This is a genomic window from Mesosutterella porci (assembly GCF_022134585.1).
Classification (GTDB): Bacteria; Pseudomonadota; Gammaproteobacteria; order Burkholderiales; family Burkholderiaceae_F; genus Mesosutterella; species Mesosutterella porci.
Map to the genome: position 1 here is coordinate 95,188 of NZ_JAKNCT010000006.1, position 20,467 is coordinate 115,654.

The 20,467-nt window shown below is 61.9% G+C and carries 20 protein-coding genes; 15 read left to right on the plus strand and 5 right to left on the minus strand.

Going from position 1 to position 20,467, the window contains the following annotated elements; translation table 11 throughout:
* Window positions 1-286 precede the first annotated feature (286 nt).
* Complete coding sequence (locus tag MAF45_RS05920; protein ID WP_237978636.1) at window positions 287-1,174, plus strand: DMT family transporter; 888 nt, start codon at window positions 287-289, stop codon at window positions 1,172-1,174.
* A 48-nt stretch (window positions 1,175-1,222) separates the two neighbouring features.
* On the opposite strand, the gene MAF45_RS05925 is transcribed toward MAF45_RS05920, so the two are convergent.
* On the minus strand, window positions 1,223-1,996 hold the full coding sequence (locus tag MAF45_RS05925; RefSeq protein WP_237978637.1) for a DUF4261 domain-containing protein: 774 nt from the start codon (window positions 1,994-1,996) through the stop codon (window positions 1,223-1,225).
* Window positions 1,997-2,147: 151 nt separating this feature from the next.
* The gene (locus tag MAF45_RS05930; protein WP_237978638.1) at window positions 2,148-3,653 is read right to left on the minus strand and encodes an SLC13 family permease; all 1,506 of its coding nucleotides are present in this window, start codon (window positions 3,651-3,653) and stop codon (window positions 2,148-2,150) included.
* A 267-nt stretch (window positions 3,654-3,920) separates the two neighbouring features.
* Between MAF45_RS05930 and MAF45_RS05935 the strand changes: the two genes are divergently transcribed.
* The 3 genes from MAF45_RS05935 to MAF45_RS05945 all read left to right on the plus strand — a co-directional run bounded on the left by MAF45_RS05935 (window position 3,921) and on the right by MAF45_RS05945 (window position 5,906).
* Window positions 3,921-4,769, plus strand: coding sequence for a tetratricopeptide repeat protein (locus tag MAF45_RS05935; RefSeq protein WP_237978639.1), 849 nt, complete (start codon window positions 3,921-3,923; stop codon window positions 4,767-4,769).
* Window positions 4,770-4,784: 15 nt separating this feature from the next.
* Window positions 4,785-5,036 carry a hypothetical protein gene (locus MAF45_RS05940; protein ID WP_237978640.1) on the plus strand — a complete coding sequence of 84 codons (252 nt, stop codon included), beginning with the start codon at window positions 4,785-4,787 and terminating at the stop codon, window positions 5,034-5,036.
* 516 nt (window positions 5,037-5,552) lie between these two features.
* Window positions 5,553-5,906, plus strand: coding sequence for an H-NS histone family protein (locus MAF45_RS05945; RefSeq protein WP_237978641.1), 354 nt, complete (start codon window positions 5,553-5,555; stop codon window positions 5,904-5,906).
* A gap of 226 nt (window positions 5,907-6,132) precedes the next feature.
* Here MAF45_RS05945 and MAF45_RS05950 read toward each other — a convergent pair whose 3' ends face one another.
* Complete coding sequence (locus MAF45_RS05950; RefSeq protein ID WP_237978642.1) at window positions 6,133-6,447, minus strand: hypothetical protein; 315 nt, start codon at window positions 6,445-6,447, stop codon at window positions 6,133-6,135.
* Between the two features lie 131 nt (window positions 6,448-6,578).
* Between MAF45_RS05950 and MAF45_RS05955 the strand changes: the two genes are divergently transcribed.
* From MAF45_RS05955 to MAF45_RS05980, 6 genes are all read left to right on the plus strand, one after another.
* A complete protein-coding gene (locus tag MAF45_RS05955) occupies window positions 6,579-7,376 on the plus strand; it encodes an HAD-IIA family hydrolase (protein WP_237978643.1) in 798 nt (265 codons plus the stop codon).
* Between the two features lie 150 nt (window positions 7,377-7,526).
* A complete protein-coding gene (locus MAF45_RS05960) occupies window positions 7,527-8,288 on the plus strand; it encodes a ParA family protein (protein WP_237978644.1) in 762 nt (253 codons plus the stop codon).
* 3 nt (window positions 8,289-8,291) lie between these two features.
* Window positions 8,292-8,600 carry a hypothetical protein gene (locus MAF45_RS05965; protein WP_237978645.1) on the plus strand — a complete coding sequence of 103 codons (309 nt, stop codon included), beginning with the start codon at window positions 8,292-8,294 and terminating at the stop codon, window positions 8,598-8,600.
* A 45-nt stretch (window positions 8,601-8,645) separates the two neighbouring features.
* Window positions 8,646-9,437, plus strand: coding sequence for a DUF805 domain-containing protein (locus tag MAF45_RS05970; RefSeq protein ID WP_237978646.1), 792 nt, complete (start codon window positions 8,646-8,648; stop codon window positions 9,435-9,437).
* Window positions 9,438-9,545: 108 nt separating this feature from the next.
* Window positions 9,546-10,244 carry an HAD family hydrolase gene (locus MAF45_RS05975; protein ID WP_237978647.1) on the plus strand — a complete coding sequence of 233 codons (699 nt, stop codon included), beginning with the start codon at window positions 9,546-9,548 and terminating at the stop codon, window positions 10,242-10,244.
* A complete protein-coding gene (locus tag MAF45_RS05980; RefSeq protein WP_237978648.1) occupies window positions 10,241-12,427 on the plus strand; it encodes a 3'-5' exonuclease in 2,187 nt (728 codons plus the stop codon). The genes MAF45_RS05975 and MAF45_RS05980 overlap by 4 nt, the downstream gene beginning before the upstream one ends.
* On the opposite strand, the gene MAF45_RS05985 is transcribed toward MAF45_RS05980, so the two are convergent.
* On the minus strand, window positions 12,368-13,096 hold the full coding sequence (locus MAF45_RS05985; protein WP_237978649.1) for a TetR/AcrR family transcriptional regulator: 729 nt from the start codon (window positions 13,094-13,096) through the stop codon (window positions 12,368-12,370). The genes MAF45_RS05980 and MAF45_RS05985 overlap by 60 nt on opposite strands.
* 104 nt (window positions 13,097-13,200) lie before the next feature.
* Between MAF45_RS05985 and MAF45_RS05990 the strand changes: the two genes are divergently transcribed.
* Genes MAF45_RS05990 through MAF45_RS06005 form a run of 4 tightly spaced genes read left to right on the plus strand, consistent with a single transcriptional unit; the run spans window position 13,201 to window position 18,260 of the window.
* The gene (locus MAF45_RS05990; RefSeq protein ID WP_237978650.1) at window positions 13,201-14,235 is read left to right on the plus strand and encodes an HlyD family secretion protein; all 1,035 of its coding nucleotides are present in this window, start codon (window positions 13,201-13,203) and stop codon (window positions 14,233-14,235) included.
* Between the two features lie 4 nt (window positions 14,236-14,239).
* A complete protein-coding gene (locus MAF45_RS05995) occupies window positions 14,240-15,991 on the plus strand; it encodes an ATP-binding cassette domain-containing protein (RefSeq protein WP_237978651.1) in 1,752 nt (583 codons plus the stop codon).
* Window positions 15,988-17,130: an ABC transporter permease gene (locus tag MAF45_RS06000; protein ID WP_237978652.1), complete on the plus strand. Its 1,143-nt coding sequence runs from the start codon at window positions 15,988-15,990 to the stop codon at window positions 17,128-17,130. Before MAF45_RS05995 ends, MAF45_RS06000 begins: the two co-directional genes overlap by 4 nt.
* Window positions 17,131-17,135: 5 nt before the next feature.
* Window positions 17,136-18,260 (plus strand): ABC transporter permease, encoded by a 1,125-nt coding sequence (locus tag MAF45_RS06005; protein ID WP_237978653.1) that lies wholly within the window; start codon window positions 17,136-17,138, stop codon window positions 18,258-18,260.
* 26 nt (window positions 18,261-18,286) lie between these two features.
* Here the strand turns inward: MAF45_RS06005 and ypfJ are convergent, their stop codons facing one another.
* Window positions 18,287-19,207 (minus strand): KPN_02809 family neutral zinc metallopeptidase, encoded by a 921-nt coding sequence (gene ypfJ / locus MAF45_RS06010; protein ID WP_237978654.1) that lies wholly within the window; start codon window positions 19,205-19,207, stop codon window positions 18,287-18,289.
* Window positions 19,208-19,378: 171 nt separating this feature from the next.
* On the opposite strand from ypfJ, the gene MAF45_RS06015 reads away from it, so the two are divergent.
* A complete protein-coding gene (locus tag MAF45_RS06015) occupies window positions 19,379-20,350 on the plus strand; it encodes a LysR family transcriptional regulator (protein ID WP_237978655.1) in 972 nt (323 codons plus the stop codon).
* Window positions 20,351-20,467: the final 117 nt, after the last annotated feature.

The window sequence follows — 20,467 nt, forward strand, 5'->3', positions numbered from 1 at the left end:
GGGCCGGTTCGGCGCAAATCTGACATAGCCCGCCGGAGGGCGGGCAAAGAATGCTTCACAACGTGATCAAGTGTACTCAAGCCGGCTTCCCGCGGGGGCTTGAGCAGCGTTCCGGCGCCCTTCGGGGCGGACCCAGAGCGCAGGGGCCGGAGCGGCCTGAGCCGGCATTTTCTCCCGCGCCGGATCCTGGGCGGTCGGCCAGGTCCTACAATAAGAGCTTTTATTTAGTGCTTAGCTTTAGCTTCGGGAGCAGGCTCTGCGGCTTCCGGACTCTTTCAGACCTATCATGACTACCCATCTCGCCGGCCCTCTCTACATTCTTGTCAGCGCTTTGTTCTTTTCCGTCACGGGCACCCTCCAGGCGCTTGCTCCCTCCGGGGCGACACCCTGGGTCGTGGCCGAGGTGCGCATGCTGGGTTCGGCTGTGGTCCTTTTTCTCTGGTGCCTTGCGGCCGGGAGGCTGCCGCGGCTGACGAAGAACCTGCCCTGGAAGGCCATCCTTGTCTGTTCTTTCTGCACCTGCTGCTACCAGATTTTCTTTTTCTACGGGGCTTTGAAGCTCGGGGTCGCGGTGGGCACCGTGGTCTGCGTCGGCGCAACTCCGGTGATGTCGGCCGTGATTGCACGGATTTTCTTCGGCCAGAAGCCCCGGCCGGTCTGGTATCTGGCCACGCTCATTGCCGTGGCGGGCATCGCGCTGCTTAATGTGAAGAGCTTTCAGGCCGGCAGCCTCGGGTGGGTGATTTTCCCGCTTCTCGGCGCTTTCGTTTACGGCATTTACATGAACGAGAGTCCGCAGGTCTCAGCCGGAATGGAGCCCGAGGCCGGCATCATGATCTCGCTTTTCATCATTTCGATCGCGCTTCTGCCGGCGCTTTTTGTTTTCCCCGCGGACTGGATCTGGGGCAGCGCCCGCGGACTGGGCGTCTGCGCGGCTTTCGCGCTTGCGGGCGGCATAGGCTTCGGGCTGTTTTTCATGGGCATGAAGACGACGACGCCCGTTGTTTCCGCGACGCTCTCGCTGGCCGAGCCGATGGGGGCCGCCTGCTGGGGGATTTTTCTGCTGGGCGAGGACTGCAGCCTGCCCACGCTGGCGGGCATTGCGCTCATCCTTGCTTCGATCGTGCTGCTTATCAGGGACGGAGCGAAGGCGCAGAAGCAGGCCTCGTCCTGAGGCCGGGCCGCTGTCGGCAAAGGACAGCGGCGCCGTGCGCGCCGGGCTTCAGTAGGCGATTTTGAGCGAATTGCCGTCCACGGCGCGCCCCGGGCCGTCCGTGATCGGGAAGCTTTCGCCCTCTTTCTGGCCGATCGTATCGCCCGCCTTGAGCCTGACGTGATAGTCGAGCATGTAGGTCGCAGCCGTCACCATCAGGTTGAAAATGTCCTGCGGCTCGTGCAGCGAGCGGATTACCTCCACCTCCCGCGCTCCGAGCCTGGCCAGGCCGAAGGTGTAGCCGTTCATGCATTCCCCGTCCTCGTGGGGATAGAGCCCGAAGTAGACGAGGTTCATCACGGGCACCCGGCCCCGGCGGCAGTCCGCTTCTGCGTTCGTTTTATAAAAGAGGGGTGACATGAAGGTTCCGGCTGTGAGGACGCCGCAGGCGGCCGCCTGCTTGAGAGCGCTCGCCGTGAGCTTCACGGCGAGGCAGCCGGCGTCAAGCGGTTCGTGCCCGTTGTGCTGGACGCTCACCGTCACATAGGCCTGATGGGCTTTCGCCGTCTCCTGGGCCTCGGGCCACAGGTAGTTGGTCTGCGCCTGGCGCTGCGCTCTGCCGTCGGGAACGGGCACGGGCGTCATGGCGACGCAAACCATCATGCCGTCGATCAGCGTCACGAGCGAGCCGTTTTCTTCTCCTACGTCCGAATCCTCGGTTTCAAAGCCCCAGTCAGCCTTCAGGTTCTGGGCGTATTGTTTTGCGGAAAACTCGGGTCTTGCAAGCAGGACCACCGTCTGGGTGGCGGGGTTGTCTTTCGGCGCCTTTTTGTCTTCAGCCATCAGCTCTCTCGAATACAGGAATGAGGTCAGGAGGGCATTTTGACATTTTCCGCCGCCGCAGGGAAGGGCGCGCTCCGGCCCCGGGGCAGCTCGCCGGCAAAAAAAGCCGGCCCGCACAGAGGCGGGCCGGCTGAAGATCGTGTTCGCGTGATCAGTCGAGCACGAGCATCACGCCGCCAATCACCAGAATGGCAACGATATTGATGATTAAGCCCGCCCGCAACATGTCAATGATGCGGATCTTGCCGGTGCCGAACACAATGGCGTTCGGAGGCGTGGAGATCGGCAGGATGAAGGCTGCGGAGGCGGCCAGCGCCGTGCCCATAAGGATCGGCTGAGGCGGCAGCCCCAGGGCCTGGGCCACGGCCGCGAGCAGCGGCATCATCATTGCGGCCAGCGCGGTGTTGGAGGTGACGCCGGTTGCGAATGTGACGATGGTGATGACGCCAAAGAGCACCGCCGGGAACGGCGAGCCCGCCAGAACGGACACCTGGGCTCCGATCAGCTGCGCCACGCCGGTGTGCTGGATGGCGGAGGCGAGGGACAGGCCGCCGCCGAAGAGCAGGAGCACGTCCCAGGACACGGCCTCATTGGCGGTCTTCCAGTCCATGGCCATGGTGCCCTTGCGGTCGACCGGAATCATGAAGGTGAGAACGCCCATGCCCATCGCGATGACCGCGTCGGTAAGGTACCTGAAGGGGCGGAACCCGTCAATGTCGATCGCACGCAGGGTGCTGCCGGAGAACCACAGAATGGCGGCAACGAGGAAGCACGCCCCGACGGCGATCTCGCCGTGGGAGAGGCGGCCCATGCTGCGCAGCTCGTTTTTCACCCAGGCCTTTCCGCCGGGAATCTCACCGCCGATGTCGCGGAACATGACGCTGGTGAGAATGAAGAACGCTGCGAAGAACATGATCAGTGTGACTGGAACGCCCACCTTCATCCAGTCCATGATGCTCACGGTCTGGCCGTACGTCTGCTCCATGAAGCGCATGTAGATGCCGTTAGGGGGAGAGCCGATCAGGGTGGCCATGCCGCCGATGGAGGCGCCGTAGGCGAGGCTGAGCAGGATGCACAGCGAAAAGTTATGCTCCTGGCGGGCGCTGTCAGGGTCATTGCCGCTTCTTGTGGAATGAACGAGCGCGATCAGGGCCATCGCCACAGGAACCATCATGGCCGCCGTCGCCGTGTTGCTCATGAAGGCTGACAGGAAGGTCGTTGTGAACATGAGCCCGAAAGTCATCTTTCTGGGAGTGGTCCCGATGATGCTCATGACGAACAGGGCAATCCGGCGATCGAGCCCCCAGCGCATGACGCCGCCGGCGAGCAGGAATGCCCCCATGAATAGAAACACCGTATCGGATGCGTAGGGGGCCATGGCGGCCGATACTTTGGAAATCTGGAAGAGCGGGAAAAGCACCATCGGGAGCATCGAGGTGACTGCGATAGGCACCGTTTCAAAGCACCACCAGATGGCCATCCAGACCAGAACGCCGAGACAGGCGCGGCCGGCTGAGGAAAAAGTTGCGATGCTGCCGTCAGCCATCGTGTAGGTCGACGGCATCGAGAAGTAGATCAAGGCGCACAGCAGAGGCCCGGCGATCATCGACCCATATCGCATCAACAGATATCGCTGCTGGGCGGTTGTGTCAGACATTTTTGTAGTCCTGTAAATATTGAGGGGCAGGAATGATTTCCCGTTGAGGGCCGGCTGATCGGCCGTGAATCGGGGGAAACTCAGATACATCTTCCCTCATCGTCAGGCTTTTATTCTTTGATTTGGATCAAAACAAAAAGAAAGTCTTTACATAATTTTATAGATAACCTGAAAAGGCTAGGCGGTGCTGCTCAGAAAGATTGATCAAAATAAAAGGACTTCCAGGGCATTGCTTTGGAACTGAATGAATAATATATTGATACAGCCATGAAATCATTCACCATTTTCCTGATCGGCGCCGCCGTGCTCGTGCTCGGAGTCTTTGTACTGGCCGGGCGGAACCGCGACAGCGGTCCTTCCATTGAGAAGGCGCAGGTTCTGCTCGAAAAGGCGAATCAGGGCGACGCCGAGGATGCGCTTGAGCTCGCCCGCCGCTACGGGTTCGGCAACCGGGACCTCAACCAGGACTGGAAGGAGGCGAGACAGTGGGCGGAGCGGGCCGCGGGGCTCGGCAGCGCCTCGGCGAAGACCGCGGTGGCCGCCATGCAGATCCGTGGGCTCGGGGGGCTCGCGGATCCCTCCGCCGGAGAGCGAGAGCTTCGCGCAGAGATTCAGGGCGGCAGCATTGAGGCGGCCTATGTTCTGGGGCGGCTCATGCTCACGCCGGCCTCGGCGCCTGACAAGCGGCTCGAAGGCCTTGCGCTCGTCCGCCGGGCGGCCCGCGGCGGCTTCCACCGAGCCCAGTACACTCTGGGATGCCTGTATCTGTCCGGAGCGGCCGCCCTGTCGATTGAAAAGGACCCTGCGAGAGCCATGAGCTGGTTTGAAAAGGCGGCCCGCCAGGCAGATTCGGACGCCTGCGGGGAACTCGGCCGCGGCTATCTGTACGGGACCGGAGTGGACATGAACTATCGGGAGGCCTACGCGTGGCTGTGCGCCGCCACGGACGCCGATTCGGGCTGGGAGGTGCTCCGGGTGGAGGCCCGGCGCAAGCTGAGCTCCTTTGACGAGCAGGACTACCGGGAGGCTGTTACCTTCACTCGACGGGAATATGGCCCCAGGCGCTATCACCCGAGTCTTGCCGCCCGCGTGGCGGAAGCCGAGACCGTCTTCTGACGGTTCTGCCCAGGAATGGGCGGACTGATCCCCGCGCAGGAAGCGGGGAACGCAGCCGGCGGTTCTGAATCAGGCCGCTTTTTCCAGCGGCCGGAGCCCGCGCCAAAAGAATTTTTATTTTATTGTTCGGCAGCTTTTTCTGAAGCGTTCCTTTTCTTTGGCCTCTGGTGGCAGGCCTTTGTTATTTTTCTGACGAATCATGGGTTTGCCAGCCATCGCATCCCGCGCCGCCGGTTGAATGCGGTCTGCATCTTCCGGCTATTGTGAGGGGATGCGGGCTTTTATCTCAAATTCAGTGAACAGGCGGCATGAAGTCTTATCTTTACGATTCTTTTCCAAAAATATGGAGAGATTTCTCCTTCGGTCACTTTTGCGGCAGAAAATCTTTCGCAGCGCGAATTATAAAGAGTGGTCTAATGAGTTTTTCGTACAACGTCTAGATTAGCCTGATTAAAAGGAATAATAAAAATAGATGTTTTTGAAATTAGCAATGAAGTAAGAAAGTTATTATGTATATGTTTTAGTGATGTAAATTACGGCGCAGCTCAGGCAAAGGCGGCCTGATGGCGGTTATTTCCTGTTTTCGTAAGTGGTGTTGGCCTGTTTGGACACTCGAATTTACTTATTATCAGCAGGCCGATTTTCCACAATCGGCAGGAAAGATAATGAAAAAGAGGGACTTTAATTTGCAATTTTTGTCTTCCAGCTATTAAAATCCGTTTCAAAGATCGAATAAACCCATTTGATAAATTATTTATTCATTGGAAAAAGAGGAATAAATTAATGCTTGCTGAAAACAAGAAGCTTGATGCGAAAATCCAGGAAGCCCGCGAATTGAAGCGGCAGACGGAATCGATCATGAAGCAGATTCGCAAGTCTGCCATCCGCGAAATCCGTCAGTACATGCAGCGCTATGAAATTACTCTTGAGGATCTGAGCGCCGCGCAGACGCCGAGGGAGAGAGCCGCTTCAGCAGCCTCTGAAACGAAGAAAGCCAAGAAAAGCTCCATTAAGGCGAAGTACAGAAGCGATGACGGAAAGCTCACCTGGACCGGCCGCGGGCTGAAGCCGAAGTGGCTCACCGAAGAGCTGAAGAAGGGACGGAAAATTGACGAGTTCCTGATCGACAAGAACTGAGACTCATCGCAGCTCCGCTGATTTGAAGGGCTTCGGCATCCCTGCTGGGATCCGAAGCTTTTTTTCTCTCTGCACGGCGCGGCAGCGTCCCTGCGGGAGGAGTTTCAGGCAGGATTCCGCGCCCGGCTGCCCGGCTCTCAGCGGGGAGCCGGGCGGCGGCACCTTGGAAAGAGCCGGGGACGGTCTAAAAAACGGCTTCAAGGCCGTCTCGCTGCGTCCGCCTGCCTCAGGGCAGCGCTTTTTCAACCTTGGCGATGCGGGCCTTGGAGGAGAGAAACGCCATCATCAGAGTGGGGTGTTTGGCCGCGAAAAGGCGCAGACCCTTCGACCATTCGTCGATGGCCTCCCGGTCTGCCCAGTAAAGGATGGTGATCCATTCCTTCTGCCCCATCGCCTCTTCTAGCCCGAGAAAGCCCCGGGCCTTTGGAGCGGATTCCTTGACAAACTCGATGAGCTTGGTAAAGACCTCGAAAGTTCCCGGCGAGACAATCGTCGTGAATGCGAGGCTGTAATAGGGGGGATTGGGAGTAGTTGCGGGCATGGCCTTTTTCCTTGAAATGGAGTCGTGGAACCGCCATCATAACCCTGCGGATTTCCCTGCGGATTTGCGTAAGGGGCGCGGGGGAGTTCTCTCCTACAATAGAACACTCATTTCAAGTCAGGGACCGGCACATGACGCCAGAGAAGAGAAAACTGGATTCCGTGCGCGCGAGGCGCGCGTTTTTCATCGATATGGACGGCGTAATCTACCACGGGCGCTTTCTTCTACCCGGTGTGAAGGAGTTCATCACCTGGCTCAGGCGCAGCGGAAAGCTCTACCGCTTTGTCACCAATAATTCGCTTTTCACGCCCGAGGAACTCTCCGAACGGCTTAACCGGATGGGAATCGCCACTGAGCCGCGTGAGTTTTATACGAGCGCGATGGCTGCGGCCGAATTCTGCATTTCCCAGCGCGAATCGCCCAGCGCGTGGGTGATCGGGGCCAACGGACTGTACGAGGCGCTTGAGAAGGCGGGCGTGAGGATCACGGATGACCATCCGGATTACGTCATTGTGGGCGAGTCGCTCAGCGAGTACAGCTTTGAGTCGGTGGGCAGGGCCCTCACCCTGGTGCTGGGCGGTTCGCGGCTGATCGCAACCAATGCGGACATCACCGGTCCCGGCTCATACGGCCTGATTCCGGCCACAGGGGCGATGGTCTCCCCCATTGAAATCGCTTCGGGCCAGAAGGCGTATTTCGTTGGGAAACCCAATCCGCTGATGCTGCGCCGGGTGATGGACGGCTTCGGGGTACATGCCTCGCAGTCCGCCATGATCGGCGACTCCATGGGAACCGACATCCGCGGCGGTCTCGAGACGGGCATGTGCACGGTCCTTGTACTCTCCGGGCTTACGAAGCGCGAAAGCCTCGCCGCATACGCCTATCGCCCGGACATTGTGATTGACGGTGTGGGGGACCTGGTGCCCTGAGGCCTGGCCGGCCGGGATGAAGCCGGCACGCTGATAACAGTATGTGTATATCTCAATGCGCTTACCGGTATCTTTTTAAGTGCAGGCTTTTGCTTTAAGATCAGCTGCGCGGCCGGGGGCCGGCTCTTATGCATTTCCAGGGTGGAGAAAATGGCAAAAATCCTCGCAGTGGCCAACCAAAAGGGCGGCGTCGGAAAGACCGCAACAACGCATGCACTGGCCGCCGGGCTGGCGGCCCGCGGCGAGCGGGTGCTGGCCGTCGATCTGGATCCCCAGGGCAACCTGTCCTATTCGCTGGGCCTGTCCGCGGGCCCGGGCGCCATGGCGCTGCTGCAAAAGAGCGCGGCGGCCTCAGAGGTGATCCAGTCCTCGGCCCTCGGGCTGGATGCGATCGGTTCCTCTCCCGACCTTTCGAGCGCGGACATCGCCATTGCTGAAACGGGCAAGGAATACAGGCTGAAGGAAGCTCTCGCGCCGCTTGCAAGAAAATACAGCTGGATCCTGATCGACACGCCTCCGGCCCTCGGAGTGCTGTCGGTCAACGCCCTGACGGCAGCCTCGAAGGTGCTGATTGTGGCGCAGCCTGATATATACAGCCTGCACGGCATAGAACGTCTGGCCGATACCGTGGCTACGGTCCGCCGCTACTGCAATCCGAAGCTGCGCATTGCGGGGATCGCGCTCACGCGGTTCAACCGCCGGCTGATTCTCGCGCAGCAGGCCTCCCAGGCGATCGATGCGCAGGCCCGGGAGCTGGGTACTCGCCTGCTGTCGGCCCGCATTCGCGAATGCTCTGCGGTGAAGGAGGCCCAGGCCATGAAGCGCGACATTTTCTCCTACGCTCCCCGCAGCAATGCGGCGAAGGATTATCAGGCTCTGCTCGATGAGCTTTTCCCGCCGAAGAGGGGTTGAGCCATGACAAAAAAAAATTTTCTGGGCGCGCTCGAAAGCCCGGCCGCTTCCTTTATTACGACTCCTGCGGGCGGAGCTCCCGCGCGCAGACGGCTCCCGCAGGAAGATCCCGCCGTCCCTGCGGAGCCTCAGAGCGAGGCTTCAAGATATGTCGAGCGCCGTGAGCTCAAGACCCGGCGCGTGCAGCTTCTGCTGCAGCCTTCGGTTTACAACCGGCTCAAGGCCATAGCCCGGCAGCGGGGCGTGAGCGTCAATGAACTGTGCAACGAGTTCCTGTCCCAGGCCTCGCTCAGGGCGCTCAAGGAGCATTAAGATCATCTGCGGTTCGGGTGGCCGCAGGCAACCGGAGGATGGAAAATGGCCGAAAACGATAAAGACGAGCAGCATCGCAGCGTCCTGGAGGAAGTCCAGTCGCAGGAGACGCCCGGTGAAGGGGCCTCGCCGGATGCCGGCGCCTCTTCCTTAAGCGGATCGAAGGGGCCTTCGGGCTCTGATGCGGCGCGAAAGGACGCGGGCAGGCCTTTCGAGGCTGCTGTCGAAGAGGCCTCGAGCCTCAGCGGCGAGGCGCAGCCGCCCCGCAGGATTGAAGGCAGTGGCGGCGCCCTGTTTACTCCGTCCACCGTGTCGGATTCGAAGGACGCAGGCGCGTCGGGCTCTGGAAGCGGAGCCGAAGGAGATACGCTCCAGGCGATCTGGCAGCTCTTTTGCGATACCTTCAGCCACCGTTACGCCCAGTTCGACGGCCGCGCGAATCGCACGGAATTCTGGGTCTTCTTTGTGGGCTCGATGCTGATCGAGTGGGTTCTCAATCTACTTGCTGCGCTGCCTCTGATCGGCTGGATCGCGGGCTTTGGCTCGATAGCCTGGTGGATTGCCTCGCTGGTGCCCAACTGCGCCGTGGCCGTCAGGCGCCTGCACGACACGGGCCGCTCCGGCGCCTGGATCGCTGCTCCGCTTGCGGCGGTGATGATCCTGATGCTGATGATCCCGCTCTCGGTGGCCTTTGCGCTTTTCTCACTCATGGCGCTCGGCCCCGTGCTCTTCATCTGCGGGATCCTTTTCGTGGTGGGACTTTTCTTCTGTGCCCTTGCGGGTCAGAAGGGCCCCAATGAATGGGGTCCGCAGCCCCGTGATCTGAAGATCTTTTAAGCAGCAGGCCGTGCGGGCTGCAAGGGCGGGGGAAGACCCGCAGGCAGCGGTCTAAAATGAGGCCTCCCGTTTTATGTTTTCTCCCGCGCGGCTGCGCAGATTTTTCCTATGCCCTTTACTCGTCCCAAGGCTGTATTCTTCGACTTCGACGGCACGCTCATCGACAGCGAGGGCCCGGACGGGCAGCTGCTCGCGGCGATGATGAGCGAGCTCGGCCTGCACTTCACGGCGCTTGACGTGATCAGAATGCTGCAGGGCATAACGCGCGACCTCGTGCCCCAGGTGCTTCACGAACGCTTCGGAGTGACGGTTCCGGAGGAGTGGATGACGCGCTACCGGGCGGGGCGCAGAGTGCTTGAAGACAAGGCCTCGGTTCCTGCCGAGACGCTGCAGAGCCTTCGCAGGCTGAAATGCGCCGGCGTTCCCCTCAGCCTCGTTTCAAACAGCCGTGCCTCGCGGCTCGAGCGCATGGTGAAGAGCTCCGGAGCGCAGGGCCTTTTCGAAGACCGGCTTTTTCACCTCGCGCAGGGTGTTCGCCCGAAGCCGGAGCCGGACCTGTACCTGGCGGCGCTTCGTTCCGCGGGACTGAGCCCCACGGAGGCGCTGGCGGTCGAGGACTCGGTGGTTGGAGTGCGGGCCGCGCGGGCCGCAGGCATTCCCTGCGTGGGATTTACCGGTTTCAACCGTCTGGGGCTTGAGGAGGAATCGGCGCTTAAGGCGGCCGGGGCCTTTCTTCTTGTCTCCCGGATGAGCGATGTTGCGGCCCTGGCTTTGGGCGTCCCCCCGGCAAAGGAGGAGCGGTCATGAAAAGAAAAGGTAAACAGCTGCTCACGGCGGCCTCCCTCATGGATGCGATTTATCGCGCAAACATAGAGATTAAAAGCCGGGCCGCCGCCTTTTTTGATGATTTCACGCGCCACGGCCCCGAGAGGCTGGCCAAGTTTGGCCCGCTCGAGCCGATCGAAGGTGCGGCAGGCTACAGCTGTCTCACGCTCTGGAAAGGCTGGTACGCAGTGCTTTGCAACCCTCTTTCTTCGATCTGGGTTTTCGCATGGGTGGCGAAGAGCCGCGAGGAAGCCTGCCGGTGGGCCCGCACGCACCGCATAGAGGCGAACCCCCGAATTCGGGCGATCCAGATGTTCGAAGAACCCGAGGACGCTGTCCCGGCGAGCGCTTCAGGAAAAGGCTCTCCGCTTTTCAGCAAGGTCTCCGACGGCCTGCTGCTCGATCTCGGAGTGCCTGTGAACCGGCTCGAGCTCGTCCGTTCTCTCTGCTCCGCAGACGAACTGGAGCAGAAGGGCCGCTTCCTGCCTTCCGCGGTCGAAAAGCGGCTTTGGAAAATCGTCCAGGGCACTCCGGCCTCGGCACTCGTCTCCCACGGCGTGCGGCCGACGGCAACCGAGGCGGGGTATCTGGGAAGCGCCGCCACGCGCAGCGCCTTTTACGCTCCCGCCGACAAGGAGGATTTCTCCGAGATCCTGAGGATGCCGCTCGACAAGTGGCGCTGCTACCTTTCCGAGGAGCAGAGACAGCTTGTGGAGGCCGACCGCAACGGGCCTTTCATGGTGGTGGGCAGTGCCGGAACCGGCAAAACGGTTGTCGCGCTGCACCGTGCGAAGCGTCTGGTCGAGCTCCCCGACTGGGGTCCGAAGGATCGCCTGCTGTTCACCACTTTCACGCGCAACCTGGCTCTCGACCTGCGCCTGCAGATGGAGAAGCTCCTGCCTGCCAAGGTCATTGAGAGGACCATGGATATCGTGAACCTGGACGAGTGGGTGCGGAATTTTCTCGTTGAGAACCACATGGGCCGGGAGTACCTGCTGCCCGGACCCGAGCTCGACGCGATCTGGACCGGCGCAAGGAGGCTTTTCCCCGCCCGCATCGGCAACAAGCCCCCGATGCCGGAGTCCTTTTACCGTAACGAGTTTGAGCAGGTGGTTCTGCCCGACAACATCCGTTCCGAGGCGGCCTATCTCCTCGCTGACCGCAGAGGCCGGGGCGTGACGCTAGGAAAGCGGGAGCGCTCCGCGGTCTGGCCGGTGCTTGCCTACGTGCGCCGGGCGATCGATGACACCGGCAAGCTTACGCCATCGGACGCGTACAACACGGCCTCGGCTCTGCTGATGTCCGGGCGTTCGACCAAGCAGTACCGGGCGGTGATTCTTGACGAGGCTCAGGACTTCGGGCGCGAGGCCTTCCGGCTTCTGCGGCAGCTCACCCCTGACCTGTCGCTCTCGAACAGCCCGGGCCACCCCAGGCAGGGCGACATCTTCATCGTGGGCGATGAAAACCAGCGCATCTACAGCCGCGGCAGCGGCTACGACCTCAAGCGTTGCGGCATCAACGTGCGCTCAAAGCGCACGAGAAAGCTCACGATCAACTACCGGACCACCGCCGACATTCGCAGCGCCGCTCTTGTCGTGCTGGAGCACAACCGCGCAAAGGTGCTCGAGTCGAAACTGAGCCGGCGGCCTTACCGCGATGAAGAGTGCGTTTCCACCCGCCGCGGGCCCGAGCCTGTGCTTTACGTCGCGCACGGGCTTGAGGACGAGGCCGGATGGATCGCGGATCGGATTTTTGAGCTTCAGAATCAGGACCGGTCCTACGTTCTCTCTGATTTTGTTGTGGCCGCGCATTCCCGCGAGAGGCGCGACGAATACGCCCGGTGCCTGGCCGCGCGGGGCCTCGCCACAGCCGCCATTGAAGCGGCCGAGACGCCGGCGCGGGACGCGGTGAGGGTGTCGACCCTGCACCGGCTGAAAGGGCTTGAGTTCAAGGTGGTTTTCATTGCGGGCGCCGATGCGGGCAAGATCCCATCGGACTCGGCTGTCGGCCAAGGCTCCGACAAGATGGAAAAAGCCGGCCTATACAAGCGTCAGCGCTCGCTTTTTTATGTGGCGGTGACCCGGGCGCGCGACAGGCTGTTCATTTCATGCCGCGAGCGGCCCGGCGCTTTCATGGCCGCCGTGGCGGATTACCTCAGCCGCTGAGGCCTCCTTCGCGCAGCCCGCTTCCTTCCAGCGCCGGCCTTCTTCCCGCAGCCAGTCGGTCATGTACCGGCCGATGAACTCTGCGGCTTCCTCCGGAGTGTCCTTCTGCAGGGAGTAGAGGTTGTTGGGAAGGCTTTTGCCGAAGGCAAGCAGCGTAAAGACCGGCGAAATGACGCAGAACATGCAGCGCCTCAGCGCCGGGTCATTTTCCGGAATGCCGGAGACTTCGGAGGCGAGGCGCCGGACCAGAGCGAATTTAGGCAGGACCTCAGTGTCAAAAAGCGGGCGCAGGCTCGCCTCTTCATCGAGCAGCCCCCTGAACAGCAGCTTCATTTTCCAGCCGTTTTCACCTGAGGCCTGCTGCAGGATCATCCGGAGCATGCCCTTCACTTTCTGGTCTGCCGGCTGCGGACTATCGACAATTTTCCGCATCTCTTCGATTTGGAAAAGGTCGTGGTGGGCAGCAATGAGCGCGGCGGCGAAAAGGCCGCGGCGGCTGCCGAAATGGTAGTTGATGGAGGCGAGGTCGACATGAGCGCGGGCAGCGATGTCGCGGCATGTCACGTTGGCAAAGCCCCTGCGGCTGAGCAGCCGCGAGGCGGCCTGAAGAATTTTCTCTCTGGTGGCGGCGCCGTCAGCGCGCTGCCGGCGCGTGGTCTCTTGTTGCATTGAATTCCCCTTTTGCCGGGGTTATTATAGAGAAAATTAAATTTAAATTTAATTTAAACTAAGCGTCAGGGCATTAAGCAACCTGTTGTTTTATATAGGCGCAAATGAATAAAAAGATCCTCATTGCGGCGACTGTCCTTGCCGCGGCGGCGGCTGCGGCCGGGTACGGCGTTCATGAAAAGTTCTTCCAAAAAGCCTCCGATGAAATCGTGCTCTACGGCAACGTAGACATCAGGCAGGTGTCGCTCGCATTCGAGGAGGTCGGGCGCATCAGCGAGCTTCGGGCCGAGGAGGGCGACCAGGTGAAGAAAGGGCAGGTGCTTGCGGTTCTCGACACCCGCACGCTGGAGCTTGAGGCCGAGCAGGCCTCCGCCCAGGTCCGTGCGGGAGAGCAGGCGCATTTGAGTCTTCGCAATGGCAGCCGTCCCCAGGAAATCGCCCAGGCGCGGGCTCAGTACCGGGCGGCTCAGGCCGAGGCCGAGCGGGCCTCGCTCGACCTCAAGCGGGCCGAAGCGCTCTGGAACACGCCCCAGGGGCACGCAGTGAGCCGCCAGAGCTATGACCAGGCGGTCAGCGCCGAGCGCGTGGCAAGGCAAAACGAACTGCAGGCGAAGGAGGCGCTGCAGCTCAAGGTGATCGGCCCGCGGGTGGAGGACATCCGGGAGTCCGAGGCGTCGCTTGAGGCATCGAAGGCGAACCTGGCCGTGCTGCGGCACCGCATCGAGCTCGGGACGCTGCGCGCGCCCCAGAATGCCGTGGTCCGCAGCCGCCTGCTTGAGAAGGGCGACATGGCTTCGGCTTCAAGCCCTGTGTTCACGCTTGCGCTCACGGACCCCAAGTGGGTCCGGGCGTATCTGAGCGAAAAGGACCTGGGGCGAGTGAAGCCCGGGGACCCGGCCGAGATCACCACGGATTCGAACCCCGGGGAAAAGGTCCCCGGGCGGGTGGGGTTCATTTCCTCAGTGGCTGAATTCACGCCTAAGAACGTGCAGACCGAGGAGCTGCGCACGAGCCTCGTCTATGAGGTGCGCATACTCTTTGACGATCCCGACTCGAAACTGCGGCTCGGGCAGCCTGCGACCGTCAGGCTTCACCCGGCCGCCGGCGCCGCCTCCGGGGCCACAGCCGGCGGGGTGTGAGGCGATGGCAGAGCAGGCCGTGGCTATCCGGGCCGAGGGCCTCGGGTTGACTTTCAGGGGCACCGGCGGCACCCTGGTTCAGGCTCTTTCTGAGCTGAATTTCGAAGTGCCTGCCGGCCGCCTCGTCACCCTGGTGGGGGCTGACGGAGCGGGCAAGACGACGCTGATGCGGCTCGTCTGCGGGCTGCTTGCGCCCTCGTCGGGCAGGATCGAGGTTCTTGGCAGGGACGTGGCCGCGCAGGCTCAGTGGGTGCAGGACCAGATCAGCTATATGCCCCAGAAGTTCGCGCTCTACGAGGATCTTTCCGTTCAGGAGAACCTCGACCTCTATGCCGATCTTCACGGAGTGCCCCTCGCCGTGCGCGCGAAGCGCTACGAGCGGCTTCTCGCGATGTCGGATTTGGACCGTTTCACCGGGCGGCTGGCCGGGAAGCTCTCCGGCGGCATGAAGCAGAAGCTTGGGCTGATCTGCACGCTCGTGCGCACGCCGAAACTGCTTCTGCTCGACGAGCCTTCCATCGGGGTCGACCCGCTGTCGCGCCGGGATCTTTGGGAAATTGTGCGGCAGCAGGTGCAGCTTGAGCATATCTCGGTGGTCTGGAGCACTTCCTACATGGACGAGGCCGAGCGTTCGGACTATGTTTTTGCACTGCACAAAGGCCGGCTGGTGGCCCAGGGGCGTCCCGCCGAGATCGTAAAGCGCGCCGAGGGTTTCACCGGCACCGCCTGGCCGCGCGGGGGCGAGCCCGCGCGGGACCTTCAGGCCGCCTTGTACGACCGGGGCGATCTCGTGCTGGATGCAGTGCCCTCGGGGGGCGCCGTGCGCTTCATCGGCCGGCCGGGGTCGGACGCCGCGGCGCTCGCTTCCCTTCTGGCCGGGCGGCGCATGGAAAGCCGCCGCCCGGACTTTGAGGACGCCTTCATGCTGATGATTTCGGACAGCGGGGAGGGCTGCAGGACTCCCCGCGCCGGGCAGCAGCCCTTTCCAACCCGGAAGGCGGCTTCTTCCGTGCCTGTCATCCATGTCCGGGACCTTGTGCGGCGGTTCGGCGACTTCACGGCGGTCGCCAGCACGAGCTTTGATGTGAAGGAAGGCGAGATATTCGGCCTTCTCGGCCCCAACGGGGCGGGAAAGACCACCACATTCCGCTTGCTCTGCGGGTTGCTGCCCGCCAGCAGCGGCGTGATCGAGGTGGCGGGCTTCAATCTCCGCAAAGCCCGGGCGGAAGCCCGCGGGCGCATCGGCTATGTGGCCCAGAAATTTGCGCTTTACGGCCTGCTCACGAACAAGGAAAATCTGGAGTTCTTTGCCGGCGCTTACGGACTTTACGGCGGAAGGCTTCGCGAGCGGGTGCAGGCGATGCTGCAACAGTTCGACCTCCAGCCCGGGGATATCTCCGGCCGGCTGCCCATGGGCCCCAAGCGCAGGCTGGCGATGGCGGCCGCGCTTCTGCACGAGCCGAGAATCCTGTTTCTCGACGAGCCCACGAGCGGCATTGACCCGACCACAAGGCGCAGCTTCTGGCGCACCATCACGGAGCTTTCCCGCACCGGCGTCACGGTCATCGTGACCACCCACTTCATGGAGGAGGCCGAGTACTGCGACCGAATCGCGATTCAGGACGCGGGGCGGTTTCTCGCCCTGGGCACTCCGGGCGAGGTCCGCCGTCTTGCTGGTGAGGACTGCGCCGACATGAACAGCGCCTTCATCAGGATCGTGGAAAAGGGCCGGGCCGGGGGAGGAAGGAAAAAATGAAGCATTTCCGCGCATTTTCTGACTCCCGCGGCGCAGCGACCCGGCTGCGGGCTCTTGCCATGAAGGAGCTCCGGCAGATGCTGCGCGACCGCAGCACGCTCCTGCTCGGACTCATGCTGCCAGTCATCCTCATCCTTCTGCTCGGCTACGGCCTGTCGTTCGACGTGGAGCATGCGCCGCTCGCCGTCGTCGACGAATCCTCTTCCGTGCAGGGCGAGCACCTGATCCGGGCGCTCTCCGGCAACCGGTATCTGAAGGTCAGCCGCAAGGCCGGCATGGACGAGGCCGTGGAAGCGATGCGGCTGGGAACGGCGATGGGCATTGTGCGCATCCCCTCGGATTACGCGCGGCGCTCGGAGTCGGGAAGCGCTCCGGTGCAGCTTATTTTGAACGGGGTCGACTCCCAGACCGTGAGGACGGTGGAGGCGTATGTGTCCGCGGCCGTGGGCACCGCGCTCCAGAAACAGTCCGACCGCAGCTCCGTCCGAAGCTCCGGCCTGGAGATTGTGCAGCGGACCTGGTACAACGAGGCGGGGCAGAGCACCTGGTTTCTGGTGCCCGGCATCATCGTGATTGTCCTCACGCTGGTCGGTGCGTTTCTCGCCTCGCTGCTGATTGCCCGCGAGTGGGAGAGGGGGACCTTCGAGTCGCTTTTCGTGACCCCGGTGCGTCCTTTCGAGATCGTGATCACGAAGACGGCTCCCTACCTGCTGATCGGCATCGTGGATATCGCCATCTGCCTTCTTTCCGCGCGCTATCTTTTTGATGTCCCGATCCGCGGGTCCCTCGCTGCCATAGCAGGCGTGTCTTTTCTTTACCTTTTTGTGTCCCTGCAGATGGGGCTGATGATCTCGGGGCTTGCGCGCAGCCAGTTTCTGGCCAGCGAGGTCGCGCTCATTCTCAGTTTCCTGCCCGCCGCTATGCTCTCCGGCTTTGTCTTTGACCTGCGCAATATGCCCGGGTGGCTCACTCCCATCTGCAACATCCTGCCCGCGACGCATTTTGTGAAAATTGTGCGCGAGCTCTTTCTCGTGGGCACGAGGCCGTGGGACCTCGCGGCTTCGATCCTGATTCTCTGCGCCTACGCCGTCCTGTTTGTATCGGTGACGACCAGGACCGTGCGCAAGAGGCTGAGGTAAACGACATGGTGATTAGCCCTGAGGTGCGCCGCTGGCTGCTGCGGGTGCGGTGTCTGATCCGCAAGGAGCTCCAGGTCCTTCTGAAGGACCCGAAGAGCCGGGCGATTCTCATTATTCCGGTTTTCCTGCAGGCGCTGCTGTTCGGCTACGCCGCCAACTACGAGCTTTCTTACGCTCCCTACGTCCTGCTCGACGAATGCCACAGCAAGGCCTCGGACGACCTGCTCGCCCGCATCGACAGCTCCGGCATTTTCGTTCGCAAGCTGACCGTGCGTTCGCAGCGCGAGATGGGCGAGGCGGTTGAAAGCGGGGCGGTTGCGCTTGCAATCAGGGTCCCTTCGGACTTCGCCTCGCGCCTTTCCAGCGGCAGGACCGCCCCGCTGCAGATCGTGCTCGATGGGCGCAACTCCATCACCTCGGGGCTGGCGGGGGCGTACCTCGGCAGCATCGTGTCCTCCTACGCGGCAGAGCTCTCCGGCAGGACCGGCAGCGTCGAGCTCGTACGGCGCGCCTGGTACAACACGAACCTGGATTCCCGCTGGAATATTCTGGTCGCCTTGATCGCGACTCTCGCGCTCATCCAGACTCAGCTCACCGCGGCCTTCACCGTGGCGCGCGAGCGCGAGCAGGGGACCTTTGACCAGCTGCTCGTCACGCCGCTCACGCCCGTGGAGATTCTGGCAGGAAAGGCGCTGCCTCCCATTCTGGTCGGCCTCGTGCAGTCGACCCTCATTCTGCTTGTGATCCGCTTCTGGTTTGAGATTCCCTTCTCGGGCAGCCTGATCACCTTGTATCTGGGACTTCTGGCGTTTAACCTCGCGACAGTAGGCTTTGGTCTGTCCATTTCCGCACTGTCGCTGTCGATGCAGCAGGCGATGCTCTACAACTTCCTCTGCCTTGTGCCCACGGTCATGCTCTCCGGCTTTTTCACCCCGGTGAGCAATATGGCGCCGGCGCTGCAGTACCTCACCTATGTGAATCCCCTGCGCTTTGGCATCGACATTGTGAAGCGGGTTTATCTCGAGGGGGCGGGCCTCGCGCAGGTCTGGCCTGATTTCATTCCGCTCGCGCTGATCGCCGCGTTCTGTCTGCCGGCGGCCGGCTGGTTGTTCAGAAACAAGCTGTCATGACAGCCCGGAGCCGGGTCCCAGGCCTTTCAGCGCGAGGAGGCCCGGCCGAAACGGCCGGACAGGGCCTCGCCCGGGTTATCGAGGTTGTCCGAGCCGAAGGTGTTGCAGGCCTGAGGCCGCCCGGTGTCGTAGCCTCGCTTGAACCACCGGTAGCGTTGCTCTGAAGTCCCGTGCGTAAAGCTGTCAGGAACGACGCGGCCGGTGCTTTCTCGCTGCAGGCGGTCGTCGCCGATGGCCGACGCGGTGCGCAGCGCTTTCTCAAGGTCTCCCTTTTCCAGCACGCCGTCGCGTTTCATGAAGTTTCCCCAGACGCCGGCGAAGCAGTCGGCCTGCAGCTCCAGCCGGACCGAAAGGCGGTTGGCGCCGGCCTGGTCTGTGCGGCTCTGCGCCTCGCGCACCTTGTCGCTGATGCCCAGCAGGTTCTGAACGTGATGTCCGACCTCATGAGCGAGGACGTAGCCCAGGGCGAAGTCGCCTCCGCCGCCCAGGCGGGTTTTCATGTCCTCATAAAAGGAGAGGTCGATGTAGACGCGGCGGTCGGGAGGGCAGTAAAAAGGGCCCATGGCGGACTGGCCGTAGCCGCAGGCTGTCCGGGTGCTGCCCCTGTAGAGCACGAGGGTCGGGGGCGTATAGGTGGAGCCGGCCTTTTTGAAGATCTCCGACCAGGTCTCTTCGGTGGTCTTCAAGGCCACGCCCGTGAACTGCGCCAGCTCCTGCTCTTCGGCCGAAGGCTTGTAGGCGCTCGTTGAAGCCTGCGTCTGGACGGCCTCGCCGCCGGTCAGAAGCGGCGTGAGATCGATGCCGTAGTAGCCCGCCACGAGCACGATGATGAGAATCAGCACTCCACCCTTGCCGCGGATCGGGATCATGCCGCCCGGGCCGCCTCCCGGGGACTCGCCGCGTCGGTCTTCAATGTTCGAGCTCGATTGTCGGTTTCTCCACAGCATGGGGGCCTCTGTTGGACGTGCGGCGGGCGGGCGCTCCGCCGCGCAAAGAAAAAAGCTGCGCCGCCTCATTTTAGCGGCCGCGCCGGGCAGAGGCCTGCTATCTTTGAATTGCTGTAGTGCATTGCGTAAAATACAGGCAATCAACTTTGCTGATCCCTACGGAACCTTGCAATGAACTTCCTTTCGATGAAGTACTTCACGACGGTGGCCCGGATGCGCAGCTTCACGCGTGCCGCGGCTGAGCTGCACATCACCCAGCAGACGCTGTCGGCGCACATCGCAGGAGTGGAAAAGGAACTGGGCTGCGCGCTGCTGATCAGGCACGTGCCGCTTGAGCTGACCTATGCGGGCGAGGTGTTCCTGCGGTACGCCTCCGACTTTGAGAAAAACTACAAGCGGATGATGGTCGAGCTGGGCGACATCAGCGACAATCACAGGGGCGTGCTCAAGATCGGCGTGGCCTTTACCCGCGGGCGGGCCATCATGCCGCTGCTGATCGAGGAATTTCAGAAGGACTGGCCCCGCTATGAGATACAGTTGGTCGAGGACACGAACGACAGGCTCCGCAAGTTTCTGGCCGACGGGGACATTGATCTGGCGATAGCTTCGTTTCCGAACAATGCGCCCGATATTGAGCTCAAGCCCTTTTACCGCGAGAACATTGTGCTTGCCGTCTCCCGCACTCTGCTTAAGCGGCTTTTCCCGGACAGCCTCGAGGCTTCGGTGGAAAAAATCCGCGGCGGCGACCTTTCTCCGCTTGCTCAGTGCCCATTCGTTATGGGCAAGCCCGAAGACATCTCCGGAAGGGTCGCGCAGGAGTTCATCCGGCGCTTTGACCTGCATCCGTTCGTGAGCGCGCGCTCGGACAACATCGGCACGCTTCTGTCGCTGTGCCTGAGGGGCGTCGGGGCCTGCTTCTGCCAGGAAAACTTCGTGCGCATGACGCTCCCCGACGAGGCCCTGAAGCAGCTGGAGATTTTCCGCCTCCCCAAGGGCTCAAGCTACGAGATCCTTTTCGGCACGCCGCGCCAGGCCTATCAGAGAAAGGCGGTTTCAGCCTTCATGCAGACAGCTCTTCGGGTGATCCCCGCCTCCGAGGAGAAGGCCGAGGAGGAGCTCAAGCGGGTCGTGAAATTCAAATAAAGGGGGCGTGCGATGTGGAAGGCGCTGCTTTACCAGACCGTTTGCGTGGTAACCTGCTTCCTGCTGGGATATGTGGCCGTGCGAGCGCTTGACGCTTTGGGCGCCGCAGCGTGGATC